The sequence below is a fragment of the Bacillus sp. EB106-06-01-XG163 genome (assembly GCF_058791615.1).
In genome coordinates this window covers 298,630-317,697 of sequence record NZ_JBYTDS010000004.1, presented here as the reverse complement: position 1 = coordinate 317,697, position 19,068 = coordinate 298,630, and the positions used below count along the sequence as shown (strand labels likewise).

Here is a 19,068-nt window from a genome sequence, read left to right as displayed (position 1 = left end):
CAATCACCGATAAACTATCGGCAATTGGCTGTTTAAAAGGTGTTTTGACCCCTGTCTCAAAAACGGGGGGCAGTCCCAGCCCGCACAGTTTTTTTATTTAGATTCAGAAGAAGTTGAAGTGTTAAACGTGTCTTTTAAGTCTTTGTCTTCCACTTTTACGTCAGCTTTTTTCATGACTTTTTGAATTGCCGCCTGTACAGCTGAGTTGTCGTTTAATTTCTGCTTAAGAACTTCTTCTTTCAGTTCTTTTTTCATGTCATCATATTTGCCGCGTTCTTCTGTCTTTTTGATGATATGATAACCGAATTTTGTTTTGACCGGATCGCTGACTTGTCCGACTTTCAGGCCGAATGCAGCTTTGCTGAATGTTTCATCCATTGACTTTTTATCGAACCAGCCAAGGTCGCCGCCGTTGTCTTTTGAGCTGTCAGTTGAATATTCTTTCGCAAGCGTTTCAAACTTCTCGCCTTTTTTCAGCTTTTTCTCCACTTCGTCAGCTGTCTTTTTGTCAGCGACAAGGATGTGGCTCGCGCGGATTTTACCTTTTAAGCCGTCGTAATATTCTTTCGTATCGGAGTCAGTCACTTTGATGTTGTCTTTCGCCGCTTTTTGCGCAAGCAGTTCGTACTTCACCTGATCTTTCAGGTAATCTTCGCCGTACTGCTGTTTAAGGGCGCTGTACTGATCGCCGAGCTGCGTTTTGTACTCTTTCAGCTTGGTATCGATTTCTTTATCCGTTACTTTGTATTTTTTTGCTAATACTTTTTCTTGTACGAGCTGTGTCAGCACACTTGCGCCCGCGGTTTTTTTCATGTTCGTGTAGAGCTCGCCTTTTGTTACATTTCCGGCATCCGTCTTGGCAATCACGTCGTTGTCGCCGCTGCTGCAAGCGCTGAGAGCCAGGACGCTCGTTGCCGTAATAGCTGCTATCGCGATTTTCTTCATTCCTTTAAACACTCCTAATCATCCAAATTAAATTGCATATGCGTATCATAACATATTGTGGCTTTCTGTAAAAAGATTTTAAATAAAGGGCATTCGTCTAGTCAAACTTTTTCCTGATACATACAAATATATTGATCATGAAAAGGAGGTAATGAACCATGGGCGGAGGATATTCAAACGGTTTCGCACTGCTCGTAGTACTGTTCATATTGCTTATCATCGTAGGTGCAGCTTACATTTGTTAAGCGAAACGGATCGCTTTTTCTAAAAGCGGTCCGTTTTCTTACCCGGGCGCCTAATCGTTTCAGTAGTAAATTGCATATGATGTAATTGGAAAAATAAAACGTTTTGTAGGAGGTGCTTTTGGAGATGGGTGAAGTATTTGCAGGCGGTTTTGCATTATTGGTTGTTCTGTTCATCTTATTGATCATCATCGGCGCTTCTTGGCTTTATTAAGAAAAAAATATGGCTGTCGGGGGTCAGACCTCCGTCAGCCATATTTTTTTGCCTGTTTACACAGTAAAGGAGATCTCGACGAATGAAGAGATCAGTAAAATTAAAATAGATACATTAATAAAACGGAATACCTTATCCTGCCGGTCTTCAGGAATCTCTCTGACAAGGCATAATGTATTTGTGAGCCTGTTTATGAAATAAAGAATAAACAGGGCAGCCACGATAAAATAGAATAAAATGATGGGAGATTCCCCCTCTCTCTGAACTGCTCCCATATTACATTACCAAATATTTATTAAAAAAGATAGAATGTAACCTGAAAAATCAGCGGGACATCAAGGCTCCGGCACTTTTTTTACTAAAATATCAAAACCGTCGGATTCCTGGTCAATCAGACATGATTTGGGCGCTTTGACCAGATGCAGGGCAAACAGAAGATCAGGCAGGCAATACCCCGCATGGATGCTCGAAATCATATAAAAGTAATGAGCGTGTCTCGGAAATGCCAGTCCGGCATAAAACAATAACGGCGTAATGAATAAAAACGGGCTGATCGTTGAAATCAGCATCGTCGTTTTCGGTATGCCTTTCCATGTCGGCATCCGCAAGAAGTACATTTTCATTTCCTTTTTTCTTTTTTTACAGATCATCGGCAGGACATGTATGACTTTATGTACAAATAAAGTAACAACGAGCAGAACACAAAAAGCAAACACGTGCCCGTCACTTAAACTGATATTCGGACGCAGCAGCCCGAATGCCAAGAAGTTGCATATAAAAAACAGGATCATAAAACCTACAGCAGTCAATAATAAACGAACCGAACCATAATCTTTGATCAGATTAATGGTTTTCCAGCAATTCATCAGAGTCATCCTTCCGTACAAAGATGGAATACAATCTCAAAATAATTTACTCTCTTCAGGAGAAAAAATCAATCCTTTTTTAAAGAAAAAAATAAACCTGGAAAGAGAAGAACAGAAGAGCTCGGTGAAACATGGAAATGTACGGTTTAACCTTTCTTCTCCATTCATTATCAGCTAAAATAAGATTAAAGATAGAAAGAAGTGAAACGGATGGATTCAATGGATCAGCGTATCGGGCGTTTAGAATATTACATACAATTGCTGGTGAAAACGGTGGATATGGATAAGTACCCTTTTTATGCGATGATGATTGAAAAAGGGCTGACCGAAGAAGAAGGAGAAGAGGTCGGGCGGATCTGCCGCGAATTGGAGGACGAGCTGGAGTCGCAAAAAGCGCAAGGCTTTGTGACGTTTGACAAGCTCCTTGCGCTTTTTGCGGGACAGCTGAACGAAAAATTAGATGTTCATGAAACGATTTTTGCTCTTTATGAGCAGGGGCTTTATACAGCGCTGATGGAAGAATTTATTGAGATTATGAAGCACTTTGATTAACTGTTGATCGGTTCCAGCTCTTCAGCCGTTTCATGGACAGCCGATTCGTCCGTTTTTTTCTTCAGCCTTCCGTCTTCACTATCAAAATCATTGTTTATGTTTGTCAATGATTTCTCGAATATCTCCATAAAATCTTCGCCGTAAATGTGGCGGATGACACAGGTTAATTCTTCAACCTCAGGAAACTTCCCGAATAAGTGGTAGATCGGCTGTGAGCCTTTAAACACAGCGTTTCTCGACGGATCAAACTCCTCAAGCAGGCTTTCGAATACATTTTCCCCTTCTTCTGTTAACTGAATGTACGTGTTCCGTTTATCATTCAGCCGCTTGGAAAATTTCAGATATCCCCGTTCTTCAAGCTTTTTTGAAAAGTTAAATGCAGTTGATACGTGCATAACGCCGAATTTGGCGATTTCTGAAATAGAAGCTCCTTTAAGCTGATAGGCAATCCATAATATATGATGCTCATTAATATTAAGGTCGTACGGCTTCAGCCAATTCTGCCAGTCTTTCTCGATAGATTTCCACAGCGCTTTGGACAGCTGCGCCATTTTTTGGGTATAGATTAAAGCTTCTTTTAGATCGTAAGGCGGTTCAACACGATTCAATACAGATCACCTGCTTCACATTTTCTTTTCCTCTATTATGCCAATAAAATAAAGATTAATAAAGATGAAAATTTAAGAATTTTATAATAAATTCTTGATCCGTTGCTGGGAAAGGCTTTAAACCGCAAAAAAAAGTGCGGAACGCAATATGTCCGCACTTTTTTTTGGTTGTATAGGATATTAGTTTTGTAAGGTTTTCTCCAGCTGTCTGATTTTCTCTTCAATATCAGCGATTTCCTTTTGGAGATCCTGCTGGTGCGGTTTGATTTCCTCCTGCCACCTTTTAATGCTGGTCTGAAGCTCTCCGCCTACGTCTTTAATGACTTCTGCGCTTTCTTTCGCCGTTTGGACAAGCTGGTCCTTAAGCGCCATTCCGTCTTTTTTTAACCGTTTGATTGTGTCCTCAATTGAATTGCAATTCGCTTTGATTTTGCCCCGCAGCTCTTTTCCGGATGAAGGAGCCGAGAGTAACACCGCTGCGCCTCCGATCAATCCGCCTACGAAAAGGCCTGTTAAAAGGGAACGTCCGTCAGCCATTTGAAATCACCCCGTTTTTTTTCTCATAACTTTTATCATTTTTGTTCAGAAGAATAAACTTCTATACATAGCTTGCTTTATTTTAGCATATTTTTTAAGGGAAAAGGAGGGAGAAGGTTGTCTGTCTTTATGATTGTTTTATCTTGTATGGCTCTTGTCTTTGCGGCGGGCGCCGTTTATTACCTGAAACTGCTCGGCCAGGCCGCTTCTTATCCGCCGAAGCGGGTCGTCCGCCAAAAGGCCATCGTCTGCTCAGCAGGAACCGCCCTCGCATTGTTCCTTATCTTTTTCACAAAACTTCTCGTATAAAACATGCTGAAACACATTAAAAAACCTCTTCCGGCCGGAAGAGGTTTCGGTATGCGGTTATTTCACCGTATCAATCATATTGGACCGTTTTAAGATCGTCTGCACAATCGGATGCATAATGATAATGGCGATCGTATTCAGCGCAGCCGCCGGAAGGACGACCGCGAGCACCAATGCGGTGAATCCGCCCGGCAGGCCGACAATCAGAAGGGCCAGCGCCAAAAAGAGCAAACCGGAGATGAAGGTGCCGGCTATCGTAATGACGGCGGCGGCCGCTGTTTTCACGCTCTTTTTCACCAAAAGCGCCAGCGCGAGAAACAGAAACGCCGTTACCGGTTTTTCAATGATATTCGGAAGCTGTCCGCCCGGAAAAGATGTCGTGAGTGCGGAAATGATTCCCGTTACAATCCCAATCATCAGCACGTTCTGCACACGGGGGAATAACAGAATACCCATAAACATCATCACAAGCATCATATCGGGTTTCATTCCGAATAATACCGGCGGCATAATGGAATGAAGCACCGCTCCGATTGCCGCAAACAGGGCCATAATGACTAATTCTTTTGTTTTCATACTAAGCTCTCCTCTGCTAAGCTTTTTCGCCATCCAATAATATGCTCGTCATTTATTGCGATGGCCGGAAAAATTGATATGCAAACAGTATATCAAAGGAACCGTTATGTTAGAAGAAATTTATTCGTTTTCCTGCTGGAACTTTCTCATAAACTGAGCCAGTTTTTCACAATCAGCCAGGCTGACGGCGTTGTAGATAGACGCCCTGCAGCCTCCGACTGAGCGGTGGCCTCCGAGTCCGGTCATTTTAGCCGCTTTCGCTTCTTCAACGAATTTTTTCGTGAGACTGCTGTCGCGGAGGGTGAACGTGACGTTCATGTGAGAACGGCTGTTTTTTGCGGCATGCCCCGCGTAAAACCCGCCGCTTGCGTCGATTGTGCCGTACAGGACGTCGGCTTTTTCCTGATTGCGCCGTTCAGCCGCTTCGACACCGCCGTTTTCAGCCAGCCATTCAAGGACGAGGCTCAGCATATAAATCGCAAATGTAGGCGGCGTATTATACAGTGAATCGGCTTTTGTGTGAGTGGAGTATTTCAACATTTTAGGGACGTTGGCGTTTTCGTTTTCAAGCCATGATTTTTTCATGATGACGACCGTGACGCCGGACGGCCCGAGGTTTTTCTGGGCTCCGCCATAGATGACATCAAACGTTTTGACATCAATTTTTCTGCTCAGGATGTCGCTTGACATGTCGGCTACGAGCGGGATCGGTGAATTCGGGAACTCTTTCCACTGCGTTCCGAAAATCGTGTTGTTTGACGTAATATGCAGGTAGGCGCCGTCTTTGATTCCTGAGAGGTCCGCTTCCGGTATGTGGTTGTGGTTTGAATCTGCGCTTGTTGCCGTGACGTTTGTGTTTCCGAACAGTTTCGCCTCGGCGAGTGCTTTTTCAGACCATGCGCCCGTTACGATGAAGTGCGCCGTTTTTTCCGGCGTTAAAAAGTTCATCGGCAGCATGGAGAATTGAAGGCTTGCGCCGCCTTGAAGAAATAAAATATCATAATTGTCGGGAATATCCATCAGTTCTTTCAGAAGGCTTTTTGCTTTTTGGTGCACCGCATCATATTCCGTGCTCCGGTGGGACAGCTCCATGACGGACATGCCGGTATCCTTGAAGTTGACAAATTCTTTTTGTGCTTTTTGCAGCACATCCAGTGGAAGGGCTGCGGGTCCTGCATTGAAATTCGTTGTACGTTCCATGTTTACGATCTCTCCCTGTTTTCCGCTTTAGTGTAAGAAATAATACAATTATCCTATCACAATTTTTTGATTTTTTTGATATAAAAAATATAATTTATGTTTTTTGTGTTTCCGGACGCAAAAAAACCTCATCTTTAAGATGAGGCAAGCCGTTTTCTGACGGTTGAAGCGATCTCCTGAAGATCGTCAGGCGTATAGTCTTCGGCGTGGGTCTTCCAGACAGCCCCGAAACCGTCGCCTTTTCCGTAACGCGGAATGATATGCATGTGAAAATGGAACACCGATTGGCCCGCTTTTTCACCGTTGTTATTGAGAATATTCAGCCCGATCGGCTCGAATTCATCGCGGATGGCGCGTGCGATTTTCGGCACCGCTTCAAAATATTCTTTAGAAAGCTCAGGCGTAAACTCGTACACGTTTTCGATATGTGTTTTCGGAATCACGAGCGTATGGCCTTTTGTGACCTGGCTGATATCAAGAAACGCCACGACGTGTTCATTTTCGTATACTTTTGAAGACGGAATGTCACCGGCAATGATTTTGCAGAAAATACAATCGTCCGCTTTGTGCATAGATGGGTTTCCTCCCTGAAAAGAAATATATGTATATTCTCATCGTACCACAAAAACGGCCAAAACAAAAAACAGGATGAACGGCTGCGCGTTCACCCTGATGCAGAAGTACGAGCTTTATCACAGAAAATTGAATATGCCTTTTGTAAGCACCTCATTTGTTTTTAAAATGAAGACTTATGGGTCTGCTTAATCATTCCTGGGACAAACACCTCATTTGATTATTTCATCATGAATGAAGAACATCATCAAAGCAGTGTGTGAAGAAATTGTAAGCACAGGACATGTTGATTTTCATCCAACTGTTCTAAGACGTCTTTTATAAACACCTCATTTTCAGTTGATTAAAGCTGTTTCCTTCTACATACATTATGATGTCCGCCAAAACGATAACTATGCACACTTTTCACGTGAGAAAAAAAGGGAATCGTTTCAAATCAGACTTTATTTTTGGTACTATGAAGAAAAACGAATCAGAAGGGGAGAAATTATGTCTCTGCTATCGGTAAAAGACTTAACCGGCGGTTATACGAGAAACCCGGTCTTAAAAAATGTTTCATTCACCCTTGAGCCGAACCAGATTGTCGGACTCATCGGATTAAACGGCGCGGGCAAAAGCACGACGATCCGGCATATTATCGGATTAATGGACCCGCATAAAGGCTCGATCGAGCTGAACGGCAAGACGTTTTCGGAGGATAAGGAAAGCTACCGCTCGCAATTTACGTACATCCCCGAAACGCCGGTGCTGTATGAAGAACTGACGCTCAAAGAGCATCTGGAGCTGACGGCCATGGCGTACGGCCTTTCCAAAGAAACGCTTGAAAAAAGGCTTCCTCCGCTTCTGAAAGAATTCAGAATGGAAAAAAGGCTGAAATGGTTTCCCGCTCACTTTTCTAAAGGGATGAAGCAGAAAGTCATGATCATGTGCGCGTTTCTCGCGGAGCCTTCGCTTTATATCATTGACGAGCCGTTTCTCGGCCTTGATCCGCTTGCGATCAATGCATTGCTGGAGCGGATGGACGCCGCGAAAAAAGCCGGATCAAGCGTGCTGATGTCAACGCATATCCTGGCTACGGCAGAGCGCTACTGTGACGCTTTCATTATTTTACATAACGGCGAAGTGCGGGCAAGCGGCACACTGGAAGAACTGAGAGAGCAGTTCGGCATGAAAGACGCAGCTCTTGATGACTTGTATATCGAACTGACGAAGGAAGACGCCGGCCATGAATAATATGTCTACGATTTGGCAGTCCCGGCTTGAAGAGCATATAAAGGAAACCAGAATGTATATGAAATATATGCTCAATGATCATCTCGTCATTGTGCTGATCTTTTTTATTGCCGGCGCGGCAAGCTGGTACAGCAAGTGGGTCAAAGACATTCCCGTTCATTTTCCGTCATTTTGGGTGATGGCGGTGCTCTTTTCATTTGTGCTGACCGGTTCATACGTCCGGACGCTGTTAAAGGAAGCGGACCTCGTGTTTCTGCTGCCGCTTGAACCGAAAATGGGGACATACTTTAAGCATTCATTTAAGTACAGCTATCTGTCACAGCTGTTTCCGCTTATTGCTCTGTCGCTTGTATGCATGCCCCTGTTTTTCGCTGTAAGTCCGGGGGCGTCGCTTGCGTCGTATGCCGCCGTATTTATTCAGATGCTGGCGGTAAAAGCGTGGAATCAGGCCATGGAGTGGCGGATGACGTTTATGAATGACAGAAGCATGAAAATGATGGATGCGGTCATACGCTTTATCTGCAATATGCTGCTTTTATACTTCGTCTTACAGTCGTTTTATGTGTACGCTGCCGCCGTCTACATTGTGATGGCCGGCCTTTATGTGTATTTCACATCGGCCGCAAAACATAAATCATTAAAATGGGAAGCCCATATTGAATATGAATTAAGAAGGAAGCAGCGGTTTTACAGAATCGCCAATCTGTTTACCGATGTGCCTCACCTGAAAAAACAGGCAAAACGCCGGGCGTATCTCGACTTTTTGCTCAGAATGATTCCGTTCGAACAGCGGAAAACGTTCTCCTATATGTATGCGCGGGCCTTTCTGCGTTCAAATGATTATCTCGGCATTCAGGTCAGGCTCACGATTATTTTTATCCTGATTATTATGCTCGTTTCCGCCAATCCGTGGATAACGGCGGCGTTAACCGTATTTACCGTCTTTATTACGGGAATACAGCTTCTGCCGCTGTTCGGGCATTTTCATCATCTTTCTCTGCAGGAGCTTTACCCGGTCAATCAGAAAGCGAAGCTGCAAAGTTTCTTTTCGCTGATGAAATCGGCATTAACCGTGCAGGCGCTGCTGTTCTGTGCAGCGTCAGCCTATGCCGCGGGAGTCAGCGGGGCGCTGTATGCGGCTGTTGCTTCAGCCGTTCTGATTTTTGTGATCATGCCTTCGTATATGGGCGGAAGATTGAAAAAGTACGGCAAGCTGTAATCAATCGGGTTTTTGAAACCTCAATGAAAGAAGGAGACACAGATGACCGACGATCAGCAGCTGATACAGGAAGCACTGCAATGGAAAGCGCGTTTTTTACGCAAAGATTCTATGCTTGAACGTTTTTCTAAAGGAATGCAGGCGAAAATAAATGAGCGGATTCCTGATAAAATTCATGCCGTCATCACAGAAAGCATTAAAAAAATGACCGAAGCAACAATGGCGGGTTCAAATCTGGTGAAAAGCAAGCGGGATACAAACGGTATGACGCTTGCTGAAAAAGATGCCCTCGCCAGACAAACCATCGCATCGTACCAAAAGGTCGCGGCAGCCGAAGGTATCGGTACGGGGGCCGGCGGAATTTTTTTAGGGATGGCTGATTTTCCTTTGCTGTTATCCATTAAAATGAAATGTCTGTTCGATCTTGCCTCTATTTACGGCTATGATGTGAAAGACAGGGATGAACGATTGTTTTTGCTGTTTATTTTTCAGCTGGCTTTCTCAAGCGGTGAACAGCGGAAACGCATATACTCAATGATTGAACAGTGGGATTCGAAAAAGCATGATGTCGATTGGAGAGTTTTTCAGCAGGAATACCGCGATTATCTGGACGTGGTGAAATTGTTTCAGCTTTTGCCGGTCGTCGGAGCCGCCGTGGGCGGAGCGGCCAATTATAAACTGCTGTCACAGCTCGGTGAGACGGCAAGGCACGTTTTTCATTTAAGAATCACAGCAGCCGGTACGTAATGTACCGGCTGTTTTTTATGCCCTATCGGGGGTAGCTCACCGCGGCGCCGATAAGCACTTTGGCGGCCGTCAGCATCGCTTTTTCATTAAAATCAAATTTCGGATGATGATGAGGATAAATGGTTTCCGCGTTTTCTAAAGCGGCGCCCGTAAAGAAAAATGCGCCTTTTGTATGCTGCAGATAATAGGAAAAATCCTCTCCGGCCATCTGCGGCTCTCCTTCAATGACTTTCGTAACGCCGTCTGTTTCCGCTGCGGCGGCCGCCGCGTGCGCCGCTTCCTCGGGATGATTAACGACGGCGGGATAACCGCGCTTGAAACGATATTCATAGGAAGCGGAGTGCATGGAACAGATTCCTTTTACGACGGCTTCTATTTCTGCTTCGAGCAGGCTGCGCACACTTTCGTCAAACGAGCGGACGGTGCCTGATATGACTGCCTGATCGGCAATCGCATTAAACGGATTTTCAGCGGTGAACGAGCCGGCTGAGATGACGGCCGGCTGCACCGGATTTACCCGCCGGCTGACGATATGCTGAAGAGCCGTGACGATTTGTGAGCCGATTAAAACGGCGTCCTTCGTATCGTGAGGAATCGCGCCGTGGCCGCCCTTGCCGATGACTTTAATCGTAAAGCCGTCAGCGGCGGCCATCACTGCGCCCGGGCGGCATAAGACCGTCCCGACGGGTTCAGTCGCCCAAAGGTGAGTGCCGAAAATGGCATCGACATGCTCGAGGCAGCCATCCTCAATCATTGATTTTGCTCCGCCGGGAGATAATTCCTCGGCGTGCTGGTGAATCATCACAAATGACCCTTTCAGTTTTTCCCGGTTGCGGTACAGCACTTTTCCGACCGCGAGCAGAGCCGCCGTATGGCCGTCATGCCCGCAGGCGTGCATGACGCCGGGAATTTGTGAAGCATAGGGCACATCTTTTTCATCCTGTATCGGCAAAGCGTCAAAATCAGCTCTGAGTGCCATGACCGGTCCCGGTTCACCGCCTTCAATATAGGCTGTGACACCGTTTCCCCCGACATTCGTCCGGATGGGAACGCCGAGCTTTTCATAAAATGAGGCGATGAACGCCGGTGTTTTTTTCTCCTTAAAGGATGGCTCGGGATTCATGTGAAGGTGACGCCTGATTTCAACCATTTCCTCATACAGCCCGTCAAGCTGAGCGTTTAAGCTTTTTTGAAGTGTCGTTAACGTCAAAAGCGATGCCCCCTCGTCTGCTTTTCCCATGATTGTATAGAAAATGTCTGAAGATTTCAATCCTTTTGCTACGGGAGAATGATGATGGCGGCGATCGTTGTGACGACTAGCCCGGCCGCAACCGGGATAAAGTTTTTCCTGGCAAGCTCAAACGGATCAACTTTACAAATAGCCGCAGCGGGGATCAGTGCCCAAGGGACCAATGTTCCGCCCCCGACCCAGATCGCTGAAATCTGGCCCAGCGCCGTTAAAACGGCCGGGTCCGTATGAAGCGCGGCGGAAAACAGCTTTGCCATCGAGCCTGCAAGAGATATACCGGAAAACCCTGACCCGTCGAGCCCGGTAATCGCACCGACTGCGGCCAGGGCGATGCCGGCGAATTCTCCGGACATCGGAAAAGAATGGGACAGGGCCAATCCGAGGTCATTGACGATCCCCGCAGATCCTTTCGGCAGCGGGGTGTTCAAAATACTTTTAAACCCCGCGTCACCGAGATAAAAGAAGGCCGCGATCGGAATGACGGGGCCGAATACTTTAAAGCCGAATTGAAAACCGCCGATAAAATACTCGGTGATCTTTTCTAAATGCCGCTCTTTATATACAATGAAATGAATGATCAGGAGAATGCCGATCGCGGTTCCTCCGACGAGTGCCGTCGCATCGTTTCCTTGCAGACGGTATACGATCATACAGATAATATCGGCGAGAAAAACAAGCGGAATGAAAACCGCCAGGATCACCCTGAGTTTTTTCTGCAGATACATACTTGTGTCCAAAGAACCGGAGCTGTCCAAGGAGAGGGGGGCCTTCGTTTTTTTTCGATCCCGCATGATGAGGATGAAAGCGGTGATTGTCGTCGTTAACCCCATGATCAAAACGAGCGGAATACTTGCCTGCATGACATCGCTCACGGGAATGCCCGCGGCATCGGCCGTTAATTTCGGGGCCGCCTGAATGACGTAATCCCCCGATAAAGCGAATCCGTGGCCGAACAGGTTCATCGCCATTGCCGCGGCGATCGGAGAAAGGCCCGCCCGGATCGCTGCGGGAAGCAGCACAGCGCCGATCAGCGCCACCCCTGGGGACGGCCAGAAAAAAAGAGAGATGGCAAACATCAGACAGCCGATAACCCAATACGCGACAGCCGGCCCTTTCATCACCTTTGCAAACGGAGAAATCATCGCTTCATTAATACCGGTTTCGGTCAAAAGGCCGCTCATCGCCACGATAAAACAAATGATAAAAATCGTCGGCAGCAATTCTCCGGCGGCATACGTGAAGCTGTGAAACAGGCTGCTGACCGAAGCGGAGAATGAATGCGTCGTCCATAGCGCAATCACAAAAATGCCGGCGAGTGAAATAAAGGTTGTATCTTTCCTGAGGAGCATAAAAACGATAATGGCCGCGATAAAAGCAACATAAAGCAGATGTACCGAGTAGACGCCGATCCCCAATTGAACCACTCCGTTTATAAATAGGATTGCTACAGATTATTCATAGGCGGGCGGAAGGTGCAAAGAAGGATGCGTAAAATCGGGACATCAAAAAAGCCGGAGAATCTCCGGCGGTTTTCAGTCTATTGCGTAATAAGCGGTTACATAAGACGGGCGGGAGAAAATAGACGTTGTGTCGATGCCGGCAGATGTTCCGCGTTTTTTATGAGCTTCCTGATAAGAGTTTGACTGCTGCCAATCCTGAAAGGCTTTTTCCTCTTCCCACAGGGTCAAAATGACATACGTATCGCCTTCGAGCGGTCTTAATACGCGGATGGCTTCAAAACCGGGTTCATTTTCCACTTTGCCGGCGCGGTTTTTAAACCGGTTTTCAAACAGCGGACGGCCTTCCTGGGTAACGGCGATGTTGTTGAGGACGGCGTAGCCCGGCTTTTTGATTTCCCCGACGCTGTCGATGCTTTCATAGGAATGGGGCGCCTGAAAAACGGTTTCTCCATTTGTTTCATGAATTAAAACCGCATTATCCTCCCCTTGCATCAGCACCATATTCTCACTCGGGTGTTTCTTTGCAATCGTCTTTAAAAAATCGGCTGTCCCGTATGTAATATAAACCTTCATATCAGCCACCTCCTGCTTGCTAGTATATCAAAAGAGTGGTATAAGTTTCTATTGGCGACTCATTCTGACATAATTCGAAACAATATTTCCCATACTACAAGTTAAGAAAGGCGAGGTGACTTATGCTGAAAAAGAAAAAAAGATTCTTTATTCCGGCTGTAATTGCGGCGGCAACCGCTTTTCTCGCGTTAATCGGATACATTATCATTATATTTCTCGGCCATTATGTCATCGATGAAAAGAAATTAATACTGCACGCATCTTCAAAAATCGTCGATCAAAACGGTGATGAAATCGCGAGCCTCTATACGGAAAATCGCGAGCCGGTATCCATTCAGCAGGTTCCGGAAGATGTGAGAGATGCCTTTATCGCCGTTGAAGATAAACGGTTTTACGAACATCACGGCATTGATGTGAAGTCTGTCGGCCGGGCGGTGTTCCGGGATGTTTTAGCAGGCGGCAAGGTGGAGGGCGGCAGCACGATCACCCAGCAGCTGGCGAAAAACATTTTTCTGACTCATGATAAAACATTTTTGCGCAAGACGAAGGAAGTCATTATCGCCATCAATCTTGAGCGTGATTACAGCAAGGACAAGCTGCTTGAAATGTACCTGAACCAGCTTTATTTCGGCCATGGCGTTTACGGCATTCAAGCCGCGTCCCACTACTACTTTAATAAAGAAGTAAAAGATTTAACCGTTGCGGAAGGAGCCATTCTGGCAGCGATTCCGAAGGCGCCATCTCTTTATTCGCCGATTCAGCATCCGGATAAAAATAAAGAACGCCGCGATACGATTCTTGCAATGATGAACGACCAAGGCTATATCAGCGCCAAGGAAGCCGTCAGAGCCCAGGGCCGGACATTGGGGCTTAATGTCAAGAAAACATCAGAAACGCCTTGGTTTGACAGTTATATTGATCTTGTCATCAAAGAGGCGGAATCCCGTTATTCGATGTCAGGTGAACAGCTGCTTCAAGGCGGCTATACGATCCGGACGTCACTTGATTCCAAGCTGCAGAAAACGGCATACACCCTCATGAAGGAAAGCGGCTATTTTCCGGGGACGGATCAGGCGGCAGAGGGAAGCGCCGTCTTTATTGATAATAAAACCGGAGGCGTGCGCGCGGCGGTCGGCGGACGCGACTACGTGACAAAAGGATACAACAGGGTTACGGCGAAGCGGCAGCCGGGCTCAACGTTTAAGCCGATTGCCGTATACGGGCCCGCCATGCAGGAAGACAAGTTCAAACCGTATTCGCTTCTCCAAGACAAACTGACGTCCTACGACGGGTATGAACCGAAAAATTATGACGGACAGTACAAGGGGGAAGTGACGATGCAGGATGCGATCACTTACAGCATAAATGCGCCCGCTGTCTGGACATTGAAGCAGATCGGCGTAGATACGGGAAAATCGTATCTTGAGAAAAACGGCATGAACATTTCTGACAACGGACTCGGGATTGCGCTTGGCGGTCTGTCAGAAGGCGTCACCCCGCTTCAGCTTGCCGGAGCTTATCATACCTTTGCGGCAAACGGAATGTATACGAAGCCATTTTTTATAGAGAACATCACGGACGAAGACGGAGAAACGTTATCCGGGCCTAAAAACGGCAAAACGCGCGTCTTCAGCGGACAGACGGCATGGAATATGACGAGAATGCTTCAGCAGGTCGTAAAAGAAGGAACCGCTTCACAAGGCAGCTATCAAGGTGACCTGGCGGGGAAAACCGGCACGACCACATTTCCCGGCGTCCCCGGCGCGACAAAGGACGCCTGGTTTGCAGGATACACTCCCGGACTGACGGGAGCCGTCTGGATGGGCTATGACAAAACGGATAAAACCCATTACCTGAAAGGCGGAAGCCAATACCCGGTCAGACTCTTTAAAGATATCGTCACAAAAGCGGGGGAAAACGGCCGGACATTCAAAAAGCCTGAAAATGTGAAGGAACTGGGCAGCCCGATTGAGCTGGAGGCGGTAAAGTCCCTGTCGGCCCGTTATACATTTAAGGCGATGGGACTGATTACGGTTCAATTAAAATGGGATATTCAAAAGGATGATCGGGTTGTTTACCGAATATATGAGAAGAAAGACGGAAAAGACAAACTTCTGGATTCGGTGAAAGGAAAAGGCAGCTTTGACATACCGTACGCCAATCTGTTTTCAGGGGCTTCATACAAAGTCGTTCCATATAATTCACAGACGGATCAAGAAGGAGAGGGAACGGAATACGTTCAGCCGAAGCTTTTTTCTTCTTAATCATGAATTCGGCGATTTTTTGAACATTAAGCCTCAATTCTATACGCTTTTGAAAAAACAAGGTATAGTGTAATGGGCGAAGAACACGAACGTATGGTTGCAGGAGGAAAGGTGGAAATTCAGATGAGTAAACGAGAAGCGTTTAATGATACGTTTTTAAAAGCGGCACGGGGAGAAAAAACAAATCACGTCCCTGTCTGGTACATGAGACAGGCGGGGAGGTCTCAGCCGGAATACCGCAAGCTGAAGGAAAAGTACGGCTTAGTCGAAATTACGCATCAGCCCGAGCTGTGCGCGTATGTGACGAGGCTCCCGGTCGAGCAGTACGGAGTGGACGCTGCCATTTTATATAAAGACATTATGACGCCGCTTCCTTATATCGGAGTGGATGTTGAAATAAAAAACGGAATCGGCCCGGTGATCGATCAGCCGGTGCGCTCTGCTGCGGATATTGAAAAGCTCGGCGAACTGAATCCCGAACAGGATGTTCCTTACGTGCTGGAAACGATCCGATTACTCGTAAACGAACAGCTGAATGTTCCGCTCATCGGTTTTTCGGGAGCGCCTTTTACGCTGGCCAGTTATATGATTGAAGGCGGGCCTTCTAAAAATTACAACAAAACAAAAGCGTTTATGCACAGTATGCCGCAAGCGTGGCAAATGCTGATGGACAAGCTCGCGGACATGATTATCGTTTATGCGAAAGCACAGATTAACGCCGGCGCAAAAGCCATTCAGATCTTTGATTCATGGGTCGGCGCGCTGAACCGCGAAGATTACCGGCAGTTTATAAAACCGGTGATGGACAGAATATTCCGGGAGCTTTCAGCAGAGCAAGTTCCGCTGATCATGTTCGGCGTAGGCGCAAGCCATCTGGCCGGGGATTGGCATGACCTTCCTCTTGATGTCGTCGGTCTTGATTGGAGACTCGGCATAGATGACGCCAGAAAACAAGGCATTACAAAAACGGTTCAGGGCAATCTTGATCCGTCGCTTCTTCTTGCGCCTTGGGAAGTCATCGAGAAAAAAGCGAAAGCGATACTTGATCAAGGCATGAAAACGGACGGGTTTATTTTCAATTTAGGGCACGGTGTATTCCCTGATGTCAATCCGGCAACGCTGAAAAAGCTGACGGCGTTTGTACATGAATATTCCGCGGCCAAAAAAACGGAACAATCTTCCTGAGCAGATCGTTGGTTATAAGAAGATTTTCCTGTCAGAATCAAGGTGGACAGACCATCAAAAGAGGTGTTTAACAAAATGAGCAGCAAAAAGAAAATGGGACTTCTTGTCATGGCTTACGGAACGCCTTACAAAGAAGAGGACATAGAACGTTATTATACGCATATCAGACGCGGAAGAAAGCCGGAGCCTCATATGCTTCAAGATTTAAAAGACAGATATGAAGCGATCGGAGGCATTTCTCCGCTTGCAAAAATTACGCAGGAGCAGGCGGAGAAGCTCGCACAGCGTTTAAATGAAATCCAGGATGACGTAACATTCAAAGTGTTCATCGGATTAAAACATATTGAACCGTTTATTGAAGACGCGGTGGCGGACATGCATAAAGACGGCATTACAGAAGCTGTCAGCCTTGTGCTCGCCCCTCATTTTTCAACATTCAGCGTCCAGTCATACAACAAACGCGCGAAAGAAGAAGCGGAGAAGCTCGGCGGCTTGACCATCAAGTCTGTTGAAAGCTGGTATGATGAACCGAAATTCGTTGATTATTGGGTCAGCCAGGTGAAGAAAACGTATGAATCAATGCCGAAAGAAGAACGGGATGACGCGATGCTGATCGTCTCAGCGCACAGCCTTCCTGAAAAAATAAAAGAATACGGCGATCCGTATTCTGACCAGCTGGAGGAATCCGCAAAACTGATTGCCGAAGGCGCCGGAATTACCGATTACGCAGTCGGCTGGCAAAGCGAAGGGAATACCCCTGATCCGTGGCTCGGGCCGGATGTGCAGGATCTCACGCGCGATCTGTACCAAAAGCATCCTTATAAAGCATTTGTATACGTGCCCGCAGGCTTCGTTGCCGATCATTTAGAGGTGCTTTACGATAATGATTATGAATGCAAAGCTGTGACCGAAGAAGTCGGCGCAAGCTACTATCGTCCGGCTATGCCGAACGCACAGCCTGAATTTATCGACGCGCTTGCAGCGGTCGTGCTGAAAGAGCTGGACAAGTAGAATTAAACGGTAAAGAAGGCGATAAAAATGAGTGGCGATAAAAAACATCTGGTCATCATCGGCGGCGGCATAACGGGATTAGCCGCCGCCTTCTACATGGAAAAAGAAATCAAAGAAAAACAGCTGCCGCTTGAGGTCACTCTGATTGAAGCGGGCCCGAGAGCGGGCGGCAAAATTCAGACGGCGCATAAAGACGGCTACATCATTGAGCGGGGGCCGGATTCTTTTTTGGAAAGGAAAAAAAGCGCGCCGCAGCTCGTCAAGGATTTGGGGCTTGAGCATCTGCTCGTCAACAATGCGACCGGCCAGTCTTACGTGCTCGTCAACGAGACGCTCCATCCGATGCCGAAGGGCGCTGTGATGGGCATCCCGACCAAAATCGCTCCGTTCATCTCCACCGGTTTATTTTCTGTTCCCGGAAAGGCGCGGGCGGCGCTTGACTTTGTCCTGCCTGCGAGCAAACCGAAGGAAGATCAGTCTCTGGGTGAATTTTTCCGCAGACGCGTCGGTGACGAAGTCGTTGAGAATTTAATAGAACCGCTATTATCAGGGATTTATGCCGGAGATATTGATAAGCTGAGCCTCATGTCCACGTTTCCGCAATTCTATCAGACTGAGCAAAAGCACAGAAGCCTGATTCTCGGTATGAAAAAATCACGTCCGCAGCCTTCGGGACAGCAGCTGACGGCCAAAAAGCAGGGCCAGTTTTTAACGCTGACGACAGGGCTTCAAACGTTGGTGGAGGAGCTGGAAAAGCAGCTTACACTGACAAAAGTGATGAAAGGCACGAAAGTCACCCATATCGGCCGCGAGGAGAAAGGATATTCCGTGACGCTTGATAACGGCAAAGTGCTCTATTCGGAAGGATGCATAGTGACAGCCCCGCATAAAGCCGCGGCGAAAATGCTTTCTGATCTGCCGGCGGTTTCATGTCTTAAAGACATGCATTCTACGTCCGTTGCCAACGTCGCCTTAGGTTTTCCTGAGGGAGCCGTCAAGATGGAGCATGAAGGTACGGGATTCGTTATCTCAAGAAACAGTGACTTCTCCATCACGGCCTGCACATGGACGAATAAAAAATGGCCGCACGCGGCGCCGGAGGGCAAAACGCTTCTCAGGGCGTACGTCGGAAAGGCCGGAGATGAATCCATCGTAGATCTTTCAGATAACGAGATCATTAAAATCGTAATGGAAGATTTGAAAAAAGTAATGAAAATAAATGGCGAACCGGAAATGACCTGTGTGACCCGCTGGAACGAAAGCATGCCGCAATACCATGTCGGCCATAAGGAGCGCATCAAAGAGTTCAGAGATGCGCTGAAAGCTTCCTATCCGGGCGTATACGCGACGGGCGCGTCTTTCGAAGGGGTGGGCATCCCCGACTGTATCGACCAGGGAAAAGCCGCCGTATACGATTCACTGGCTTATTTATTTGAAACGTACCAGCCTCCGTTATCGTAAAACGGAGGTTTTTTTGCATGTTCCCGTTCTGTAAAGGGAACACC

General features: G+C 46.9%; 22 protein-coding genes. 11 read left to right on the top strand and 11 right to left on the bottom strand.

Translation table 11 applies throughout. The annotated features are described in order from the left end of the window. Positions 1 to 93 precede the first annotated feature (93 nt). Entirely contained in the window at positions 94 to 945 is an 852-nt protein-coding gene (prsA, locus tag AC3WTF_RS07550) for a peptidylprolyl isomerase PrsA (RefSeq protein ID WP_038463740.1), read from the bottom strand. A gap of 158 nt (positions 946 to 1,103) precedes the next feature. On the opposite strand from prsA, the gene yhzE1 reads away from it, so the two are divergent. Both yhzE1 and yhzE2 read left to right on the top strand, forming a co-directional pair. Further along, positions 1,104 to 1,190, top strand: a complete 87-nt coding sequence (gene yhzE1 / locus AC3WTF_RS07545) for a sporulation protein YhzE1 (RefSeq protein WP_017417375.1) — start codon at positions 1,104 to 1,106, stop codon at positions 1,188 to 1,190. A 124-nt stretch (positions 1,191 to 1,314) separates the two neighbouring features. Then, a complete protein-coding gene (gene yhzE2, locus AC3WTF_RS07540; RefSeq protein WP_003155248.1) occupies positions 1,315 to 1,401 on the top strand; it encodes a sporulation protein YhzE2 in 87 nt (28 codons plus the stop codon). A 56-nt stretch (positions 1,402 to 1,457) separates the two neighbouring features. Here the strand turns inward: yhzE2 and AC3WTF_RS07535 are convergent, their stop codons facing one another. Continuing rightward, the gene (locus tag AC3WTF_RS07535; RefSeq protein ID WP_003155245.1) at positions 1,458 to 1,676 is read right to left on the bottom strand and encodes a hypothetical protein; all 219 of its coding nucleotides are present in this window, start codon (positions 1,674 to 1,676) and stop codon (positions 1,458 to 1,460) included. Positions 1,677 to 1,736: 60 nt separating this feature from the next. After that, the gene (locus tag AC3WTF_RS07530; RefSeq protein WP_492314224.1) at positions 1,737 to 2,267 is read right to left on the bottom strand and encodes a DUF3267 domain-containing protein; all 531 of its coding nucleotides are present in this window, start codon (positions 2,265 to 2,267) and stop codon (positions 1,737 to 1,739) included. Positions 2,268 to 2,477: 210 nt separating this feature from the next. Here AC3WTF_RS07530 and AC3WTF_RS07525 point away from each other — a divergent pair, with 210 nt between their 5' ends. After that, positions 2,478 to 2,819 carry a YhaI family protein gene (locus AC3WTF_RS07525; RefSeq protein ID WP_003155243.1) on the top strand — a complete coding sequence of 114 codons (342 nt, stop codon included), beginning with the start codon at positions 2,478 to 2,480 and terminating at the stop codon, positions 2,817 to 2,819. On the opposite strand, the gene AC3WTF_RS07520 is transcribed toward AC3WTF_RS07525, so the two are convergent. Beyond that, positions 2,816 to 3,427, bottom strand: a complete 612-nt coding sequence (locus AC3WTF_RS07520) for an HTH-type transcriptional regulator Hpr (RefSeq protein WP_003155240.1) — start codon at positions 3,425 to 3,427, stop codon at positions 2,816 to 2,818. The two genes, AC3WTF_RS07525 and AC3WTF_RS07520, sit on opposite strands and share 4 nt — an antisense overlap. A gap of 180 nt (positions 3,428 to 3,607) precedes the next feature. After that, positions 3,608 to 3,964 (bottom strand): YtxH domain-containing protein, encoded by a 357-nt coding sequence (locus tag AC3WTF_RS07515; protein WP_007409224.1) that lies wholly within the window; start codon positions 3,962 to 3,964, stop codon positions 3,608 to 3,610. Between the two features lie 117 nt (positions 3,965 to 4,081). On the opposite strand from AC3WTF_RS07515, the gene yhzF reads away from it, so the two are divergent. Beyond that, positions 4,082 to 4,273 carry a membrane protein YhzF gene (yhzF, locus tag AC3WTF_RS07510; protein WP_007409223.1) on the top strand — a complete coding sequence of 64 codons (192 nt, stop codon included), beginning with the start codon at positions 4,082 to 4,084 and terminating at the stop codon, positions 4,271 to 4,273. A gap of 57 nt (positions 4,274 to 4,330) precedes the next feature. Here yhzF and AC3WTF_RS07505 read toward each other — a convergent pair whose 3' ends face one another. The 3 genes from AC3WTF_RS07505 to AC3WTF_RS07495 all read right to left on the bottom strand — a co-directional run bounded on the left by AC3WTF_RS07505 (position 4,331) and on the right by AC3WTF_RS07495 (position 6,621). Beyond that, entirely contained in the window at positions 4,331 to 4,849 is a 519-nt protein-coding gene (locus tag AC3WTF_RS07505) for a tryptophan transporter (RefSeq protein WP_119001745.1), read from the bottom strand. A gap of 120 nt (positions 4,850 to 4,969) precedes the next feature. Further along, positions 4,970 to 6,049 carry a 3-phosphoserine/phosphohydroxythreonine transaminase gene (serC, locus tag AC3WTF_RS07500; protein WP_492314223.1) on the bottom strand — a complete coding sequence of 360 codons (1,080 nt, stop codon included), beginning with the start codon at positions 6,047 to 6,049 and terminating at the stop codon, positions 4,970 to 4,972. A 134-nt stretch (positions 6,050 to 6,183) separates the two neighbouring features. Beyond that, the gene (locus AC3WTF_RS07495; protein WP_007409220.1) at positions 6,184 to 6,621 is read right to left on the bottom strand and encodes an HIT family protein; all 438 of its coding nucleotides are present in this window, start codon (positions 6,619 to 6,621) and stop codon (positions 6,184 to 6,186) included. A gap of 490 nt (positions 6,622 to 7,111) precedes the next feature. On the opposite strand from AC3WTF_RS07495, the gene ecsA reads away from it, so the two are divergent. Genes ecsA through AC3WTF_RS07480 form a run of 3 tightly spaced genes read left to right on the top strand, consistent with a single transcriptional unit; the run spans position 7,112 to position 9,821 of the window. Next, positions 7,112 to 7,855, top strand: coding sequence for an ABC transporter ATP-binding protein EcsA (ecsA, locus tag AC3WTF_RS07490; RefSeq protein ID WP_003155231.1), 744 nt, complete (start codon positions 7,112 to 7,114; stop codon positions 7,853 to 7,855). Beyond that, the gene (locus AC3WTF_RS07485; RefSeq protein WP_007409219.1) at positions 7,848 to 9,074 is read left to right on the top strand and encodes an ABC transporter permease; all 1,227 of its coding nucleotides are present in this window, start codon (positions 7,848 to 7,850) and stop codon (positions 9,072 to 9,074) included. Before ecsA ends, AC3WTF_RS07485 begins: the two co-directional genes overlap by 8 nt. 42 nt (positions 9,075 to 9,116) lie before the next feature. Then, positions 9,117 to 9,821: an EcsC family protein gene (locus AC3WTF_RS07480; protein ID WP_020955586.1), complete on the top strand. Its 705-nt coding sequence runs from the start codon at positions 9,117 to 9,119 to the stop codon at positions 9,819 to 9,821. Positions 9,822 to 9,843: 22 nt separating this feature from the next. On the opposite strand, the gene AC3WTF_RS07475 is transcribed toward AC3WTF_RS07480, so the two are convergent. The 3 genes from AC3WTF_RS07475 to hmoB all read right to left on the bottom strand — a co-directional run bounded on the left by AC3WTF_RS07475 (position 9,844) and on the right by hmoB (position 13,103). After that, positions 9,844 to 11,031, bottom strand: a complete 1,188-nt coding sequence (locus tag AC3WTF_RS07475; protein WP_492314222.1) for a M20 family metallopeptidase — start codon at positions 11,029 to 11,031, stop codon at positions 9,844 to 9,846. Between the two features lie 68 nt (positions 11,032 to 11,099). Beyond that, entirely contained in the window at positions 11,100 to 12,485 is a 1,386-nt protein-coding gene (locus tag AC3WTF_RS07470; protein ID WP_020955587.1) for a hypothetical protein, read from the bottom strand. A gap of 117 nt (positions 12,486 to 12,602) precedes the next feature. Next, on the bottom strand, positions 12,603 to 13,103 hold the full coding sequence (gene hmoB, locus AC3WTF_RS07465; RefSeq protein WP_136803443.1) for a heme-degrading oxygenase HmoB: 501 nt from the start codon (positions 13,101 to 13,103) through the stop codon (positions 12,603 to 12,605). A gap of 122 nt (positions 13,104 to 13,225) precedes the next feature. On the opposite strand from hmoB, the gene AC3WTF_RS07460 reads away from it, so the two are divergent. The 4 genes from AC3WTF_RS07460 to hemY all read left to right on the top strand — a co-directional run bounded on the left by AC3WTF_RS07460 (position 13,226) and on the right by hemY (position 19,024). Continuing rightward, on the top strand, positions 13,226 to 15,367 hold the full coding sequence (locus tag AC3WTF_RS07460; protein WP_047935548.1) for a transglycosylase domain-containing protein: 2,142 nt from the start codon (positions 13,226 to 13,228) through the stop codon (positions 15,365 to 15,367). Positions 15,368 to 15,490: 123 nt separating this feature from the next. Then, positions 15,491 to 16,552, top strand: coding sequence for a uroporphyrinogen decarboxylase (hemE, locus tag AC3WTF_RS07455; RefSeq protein ID WP_029325967.1), 1,062 nt, complete (start codon positions 15,491 to 15,493; stop codon positions 16,550 to 16,552). Between the two features lie 75 nt (positions 16,553 to 16,627). Continuing rightward, the gene (gene hemH, locus AC3WTF_RS07450; RefSeq protein ID WP_047935549.1) at positions 16,628 to 17,563 is read left to right on the top strand and encodes a ferrochelatase; all 936 of its coding nucleotides are present in this window, start codon (positions 16,628 to 16,630) and stop codon (positions 17,561 to 17,563) included. A gap of 27 nt (positions 17,564 to 17,590) precedes the next feature. Further along, the gene (hemY, locus tag AC3WTF_RS07445; RefSeq protein WP_007409211.1) at positions 17,591 to 19,024 is read left to right on the top strand and encodes a protoporphyrinogen oxidase; all 1,434 of its coding nucleotides are present in this window, start codon (positions 17,591 to 17,593) and stop codon (positions 19,022 to 19,024) included. The last annotated feature ends 44 nt before the right edge of the window (positions 19,025 to 19,068 follow it).

Coding starts and splice junctions, on each gene's coding strand:
- prsA (WP_038463740.1), bottom strand. CDS start 945: ATGAAGAAAATCGCGATAGCAGCTATTACGGCAACGAGCGTCCTGGCT.
- yhzE1 (WP_017417375.1), top strand. CDS start 1,104: ATGGGCGGAGGATATTCAAACGGTTTCGCACTGCTCGTAGTACTGTTC.
- yhzE2 (WP_003155248.1), top strand. CDS start 1,315: ATGGGTGAAGTATTTGCAGGCGGTTTTGCATTATTGGTTGTTCTGTTC.
- AC3WTF_RS07535 (WP_003155245.1), bottom strand. CDS start 1,676: ATGGGAGCAGTTCAGAGAGAGGGGGAATCTCCCATCATTTTATTCTAT.
- AC3WTF_RS07530 (WP_492314224.1), bottom strand. CDS start 2,267: ATGAATTGCTGGAAAACCATTAATCTGATCAAAGATTATGGTTCGGTT.
- AC3WTF_RS07525 (WP_003155243.1), top strand. CDS start 2,478: ATGGATTCAATGGATCAGCGTATCGGGCGTTTAGAATATTACATACAA.
- AC3WTF_RS07515 (WP_007409224.1), bottom strand. CDS start 3,964: ATGGCTGACGGACGTTCCCTTTTAACAGGCCTTTTCGTAGGCGGATTG.
- AC3WTF_RS07505 (WP_119001745.1), bottom strand. CDS start 4,849: ATGAAAACAAAAGAATTAGTCATTATGGCCCTGTTTGCGGCAATCGGA.
- serC (WP_492314223.1), bottom strand. CDS start 6,049: ATGGAACGTACAACGAATTTCAATGCAGGACCCGCAGCCCTTCCACTG.
- AC3WTF_RS07495 (WP_007409220.1), bottom strand. CDS start 6,621: ATGCACAAAGCGGACGATTGTATTTTCTGCAAAATCATTGCCGGTGAC.
- ecsA (WP_003155231.1), top strand. CDS start 7,112: ATGTCTCTGCTATCGGTAAAAGACTTAACCGGCGGTTATACGAGAAAC.
- AC3WTF_RS07485 (WP_007409219.1), top strand. CDS start 7,848: ATGAATAATATGTCTACGATTTGGCAGTCCCGGCTTGAAGAGCATATA.
- AC3WTF_RS07480 (WP_020955586.1), top strand. CDS start 9,117: ATGACCGACGATCAGCAGCTGATACAGGAAGCACTGCAATGGAAAGCG.
- hmoB (WP_136803443.1), bottom strand. CDS start 13,103: ATGAAGGTTTATATTACATACGGGACAGCCGATTTTTTAAAGACGATT.
- AC3WTF_RS07460 (WP_047935548.1), top strand. CDS start 13,226: ATGCTGAAAAAGAAAAAAAGATTCTTTATTCCGGCTGTAATTGCGGCG.
- hemE (WP_029325967.1), top strand. CDS start 15,491: ATGAGTAAACGAGAAGCGTTTAATGATACGTTTTTAAAAGCGGCACGG.
- hemH (WP_047935549.1), top strand. CDS start 16,628: ATGAGCAGCAAAAAGAAAATGGGACTTCTTGTCATGGCTTACGGAACG.
- hemY (WP_007409211.1), top strand. CDS start 17,591: ATGAGTGGCGATAAAAAACATCTGGTCATCATCGGCGGCGGCATAACG.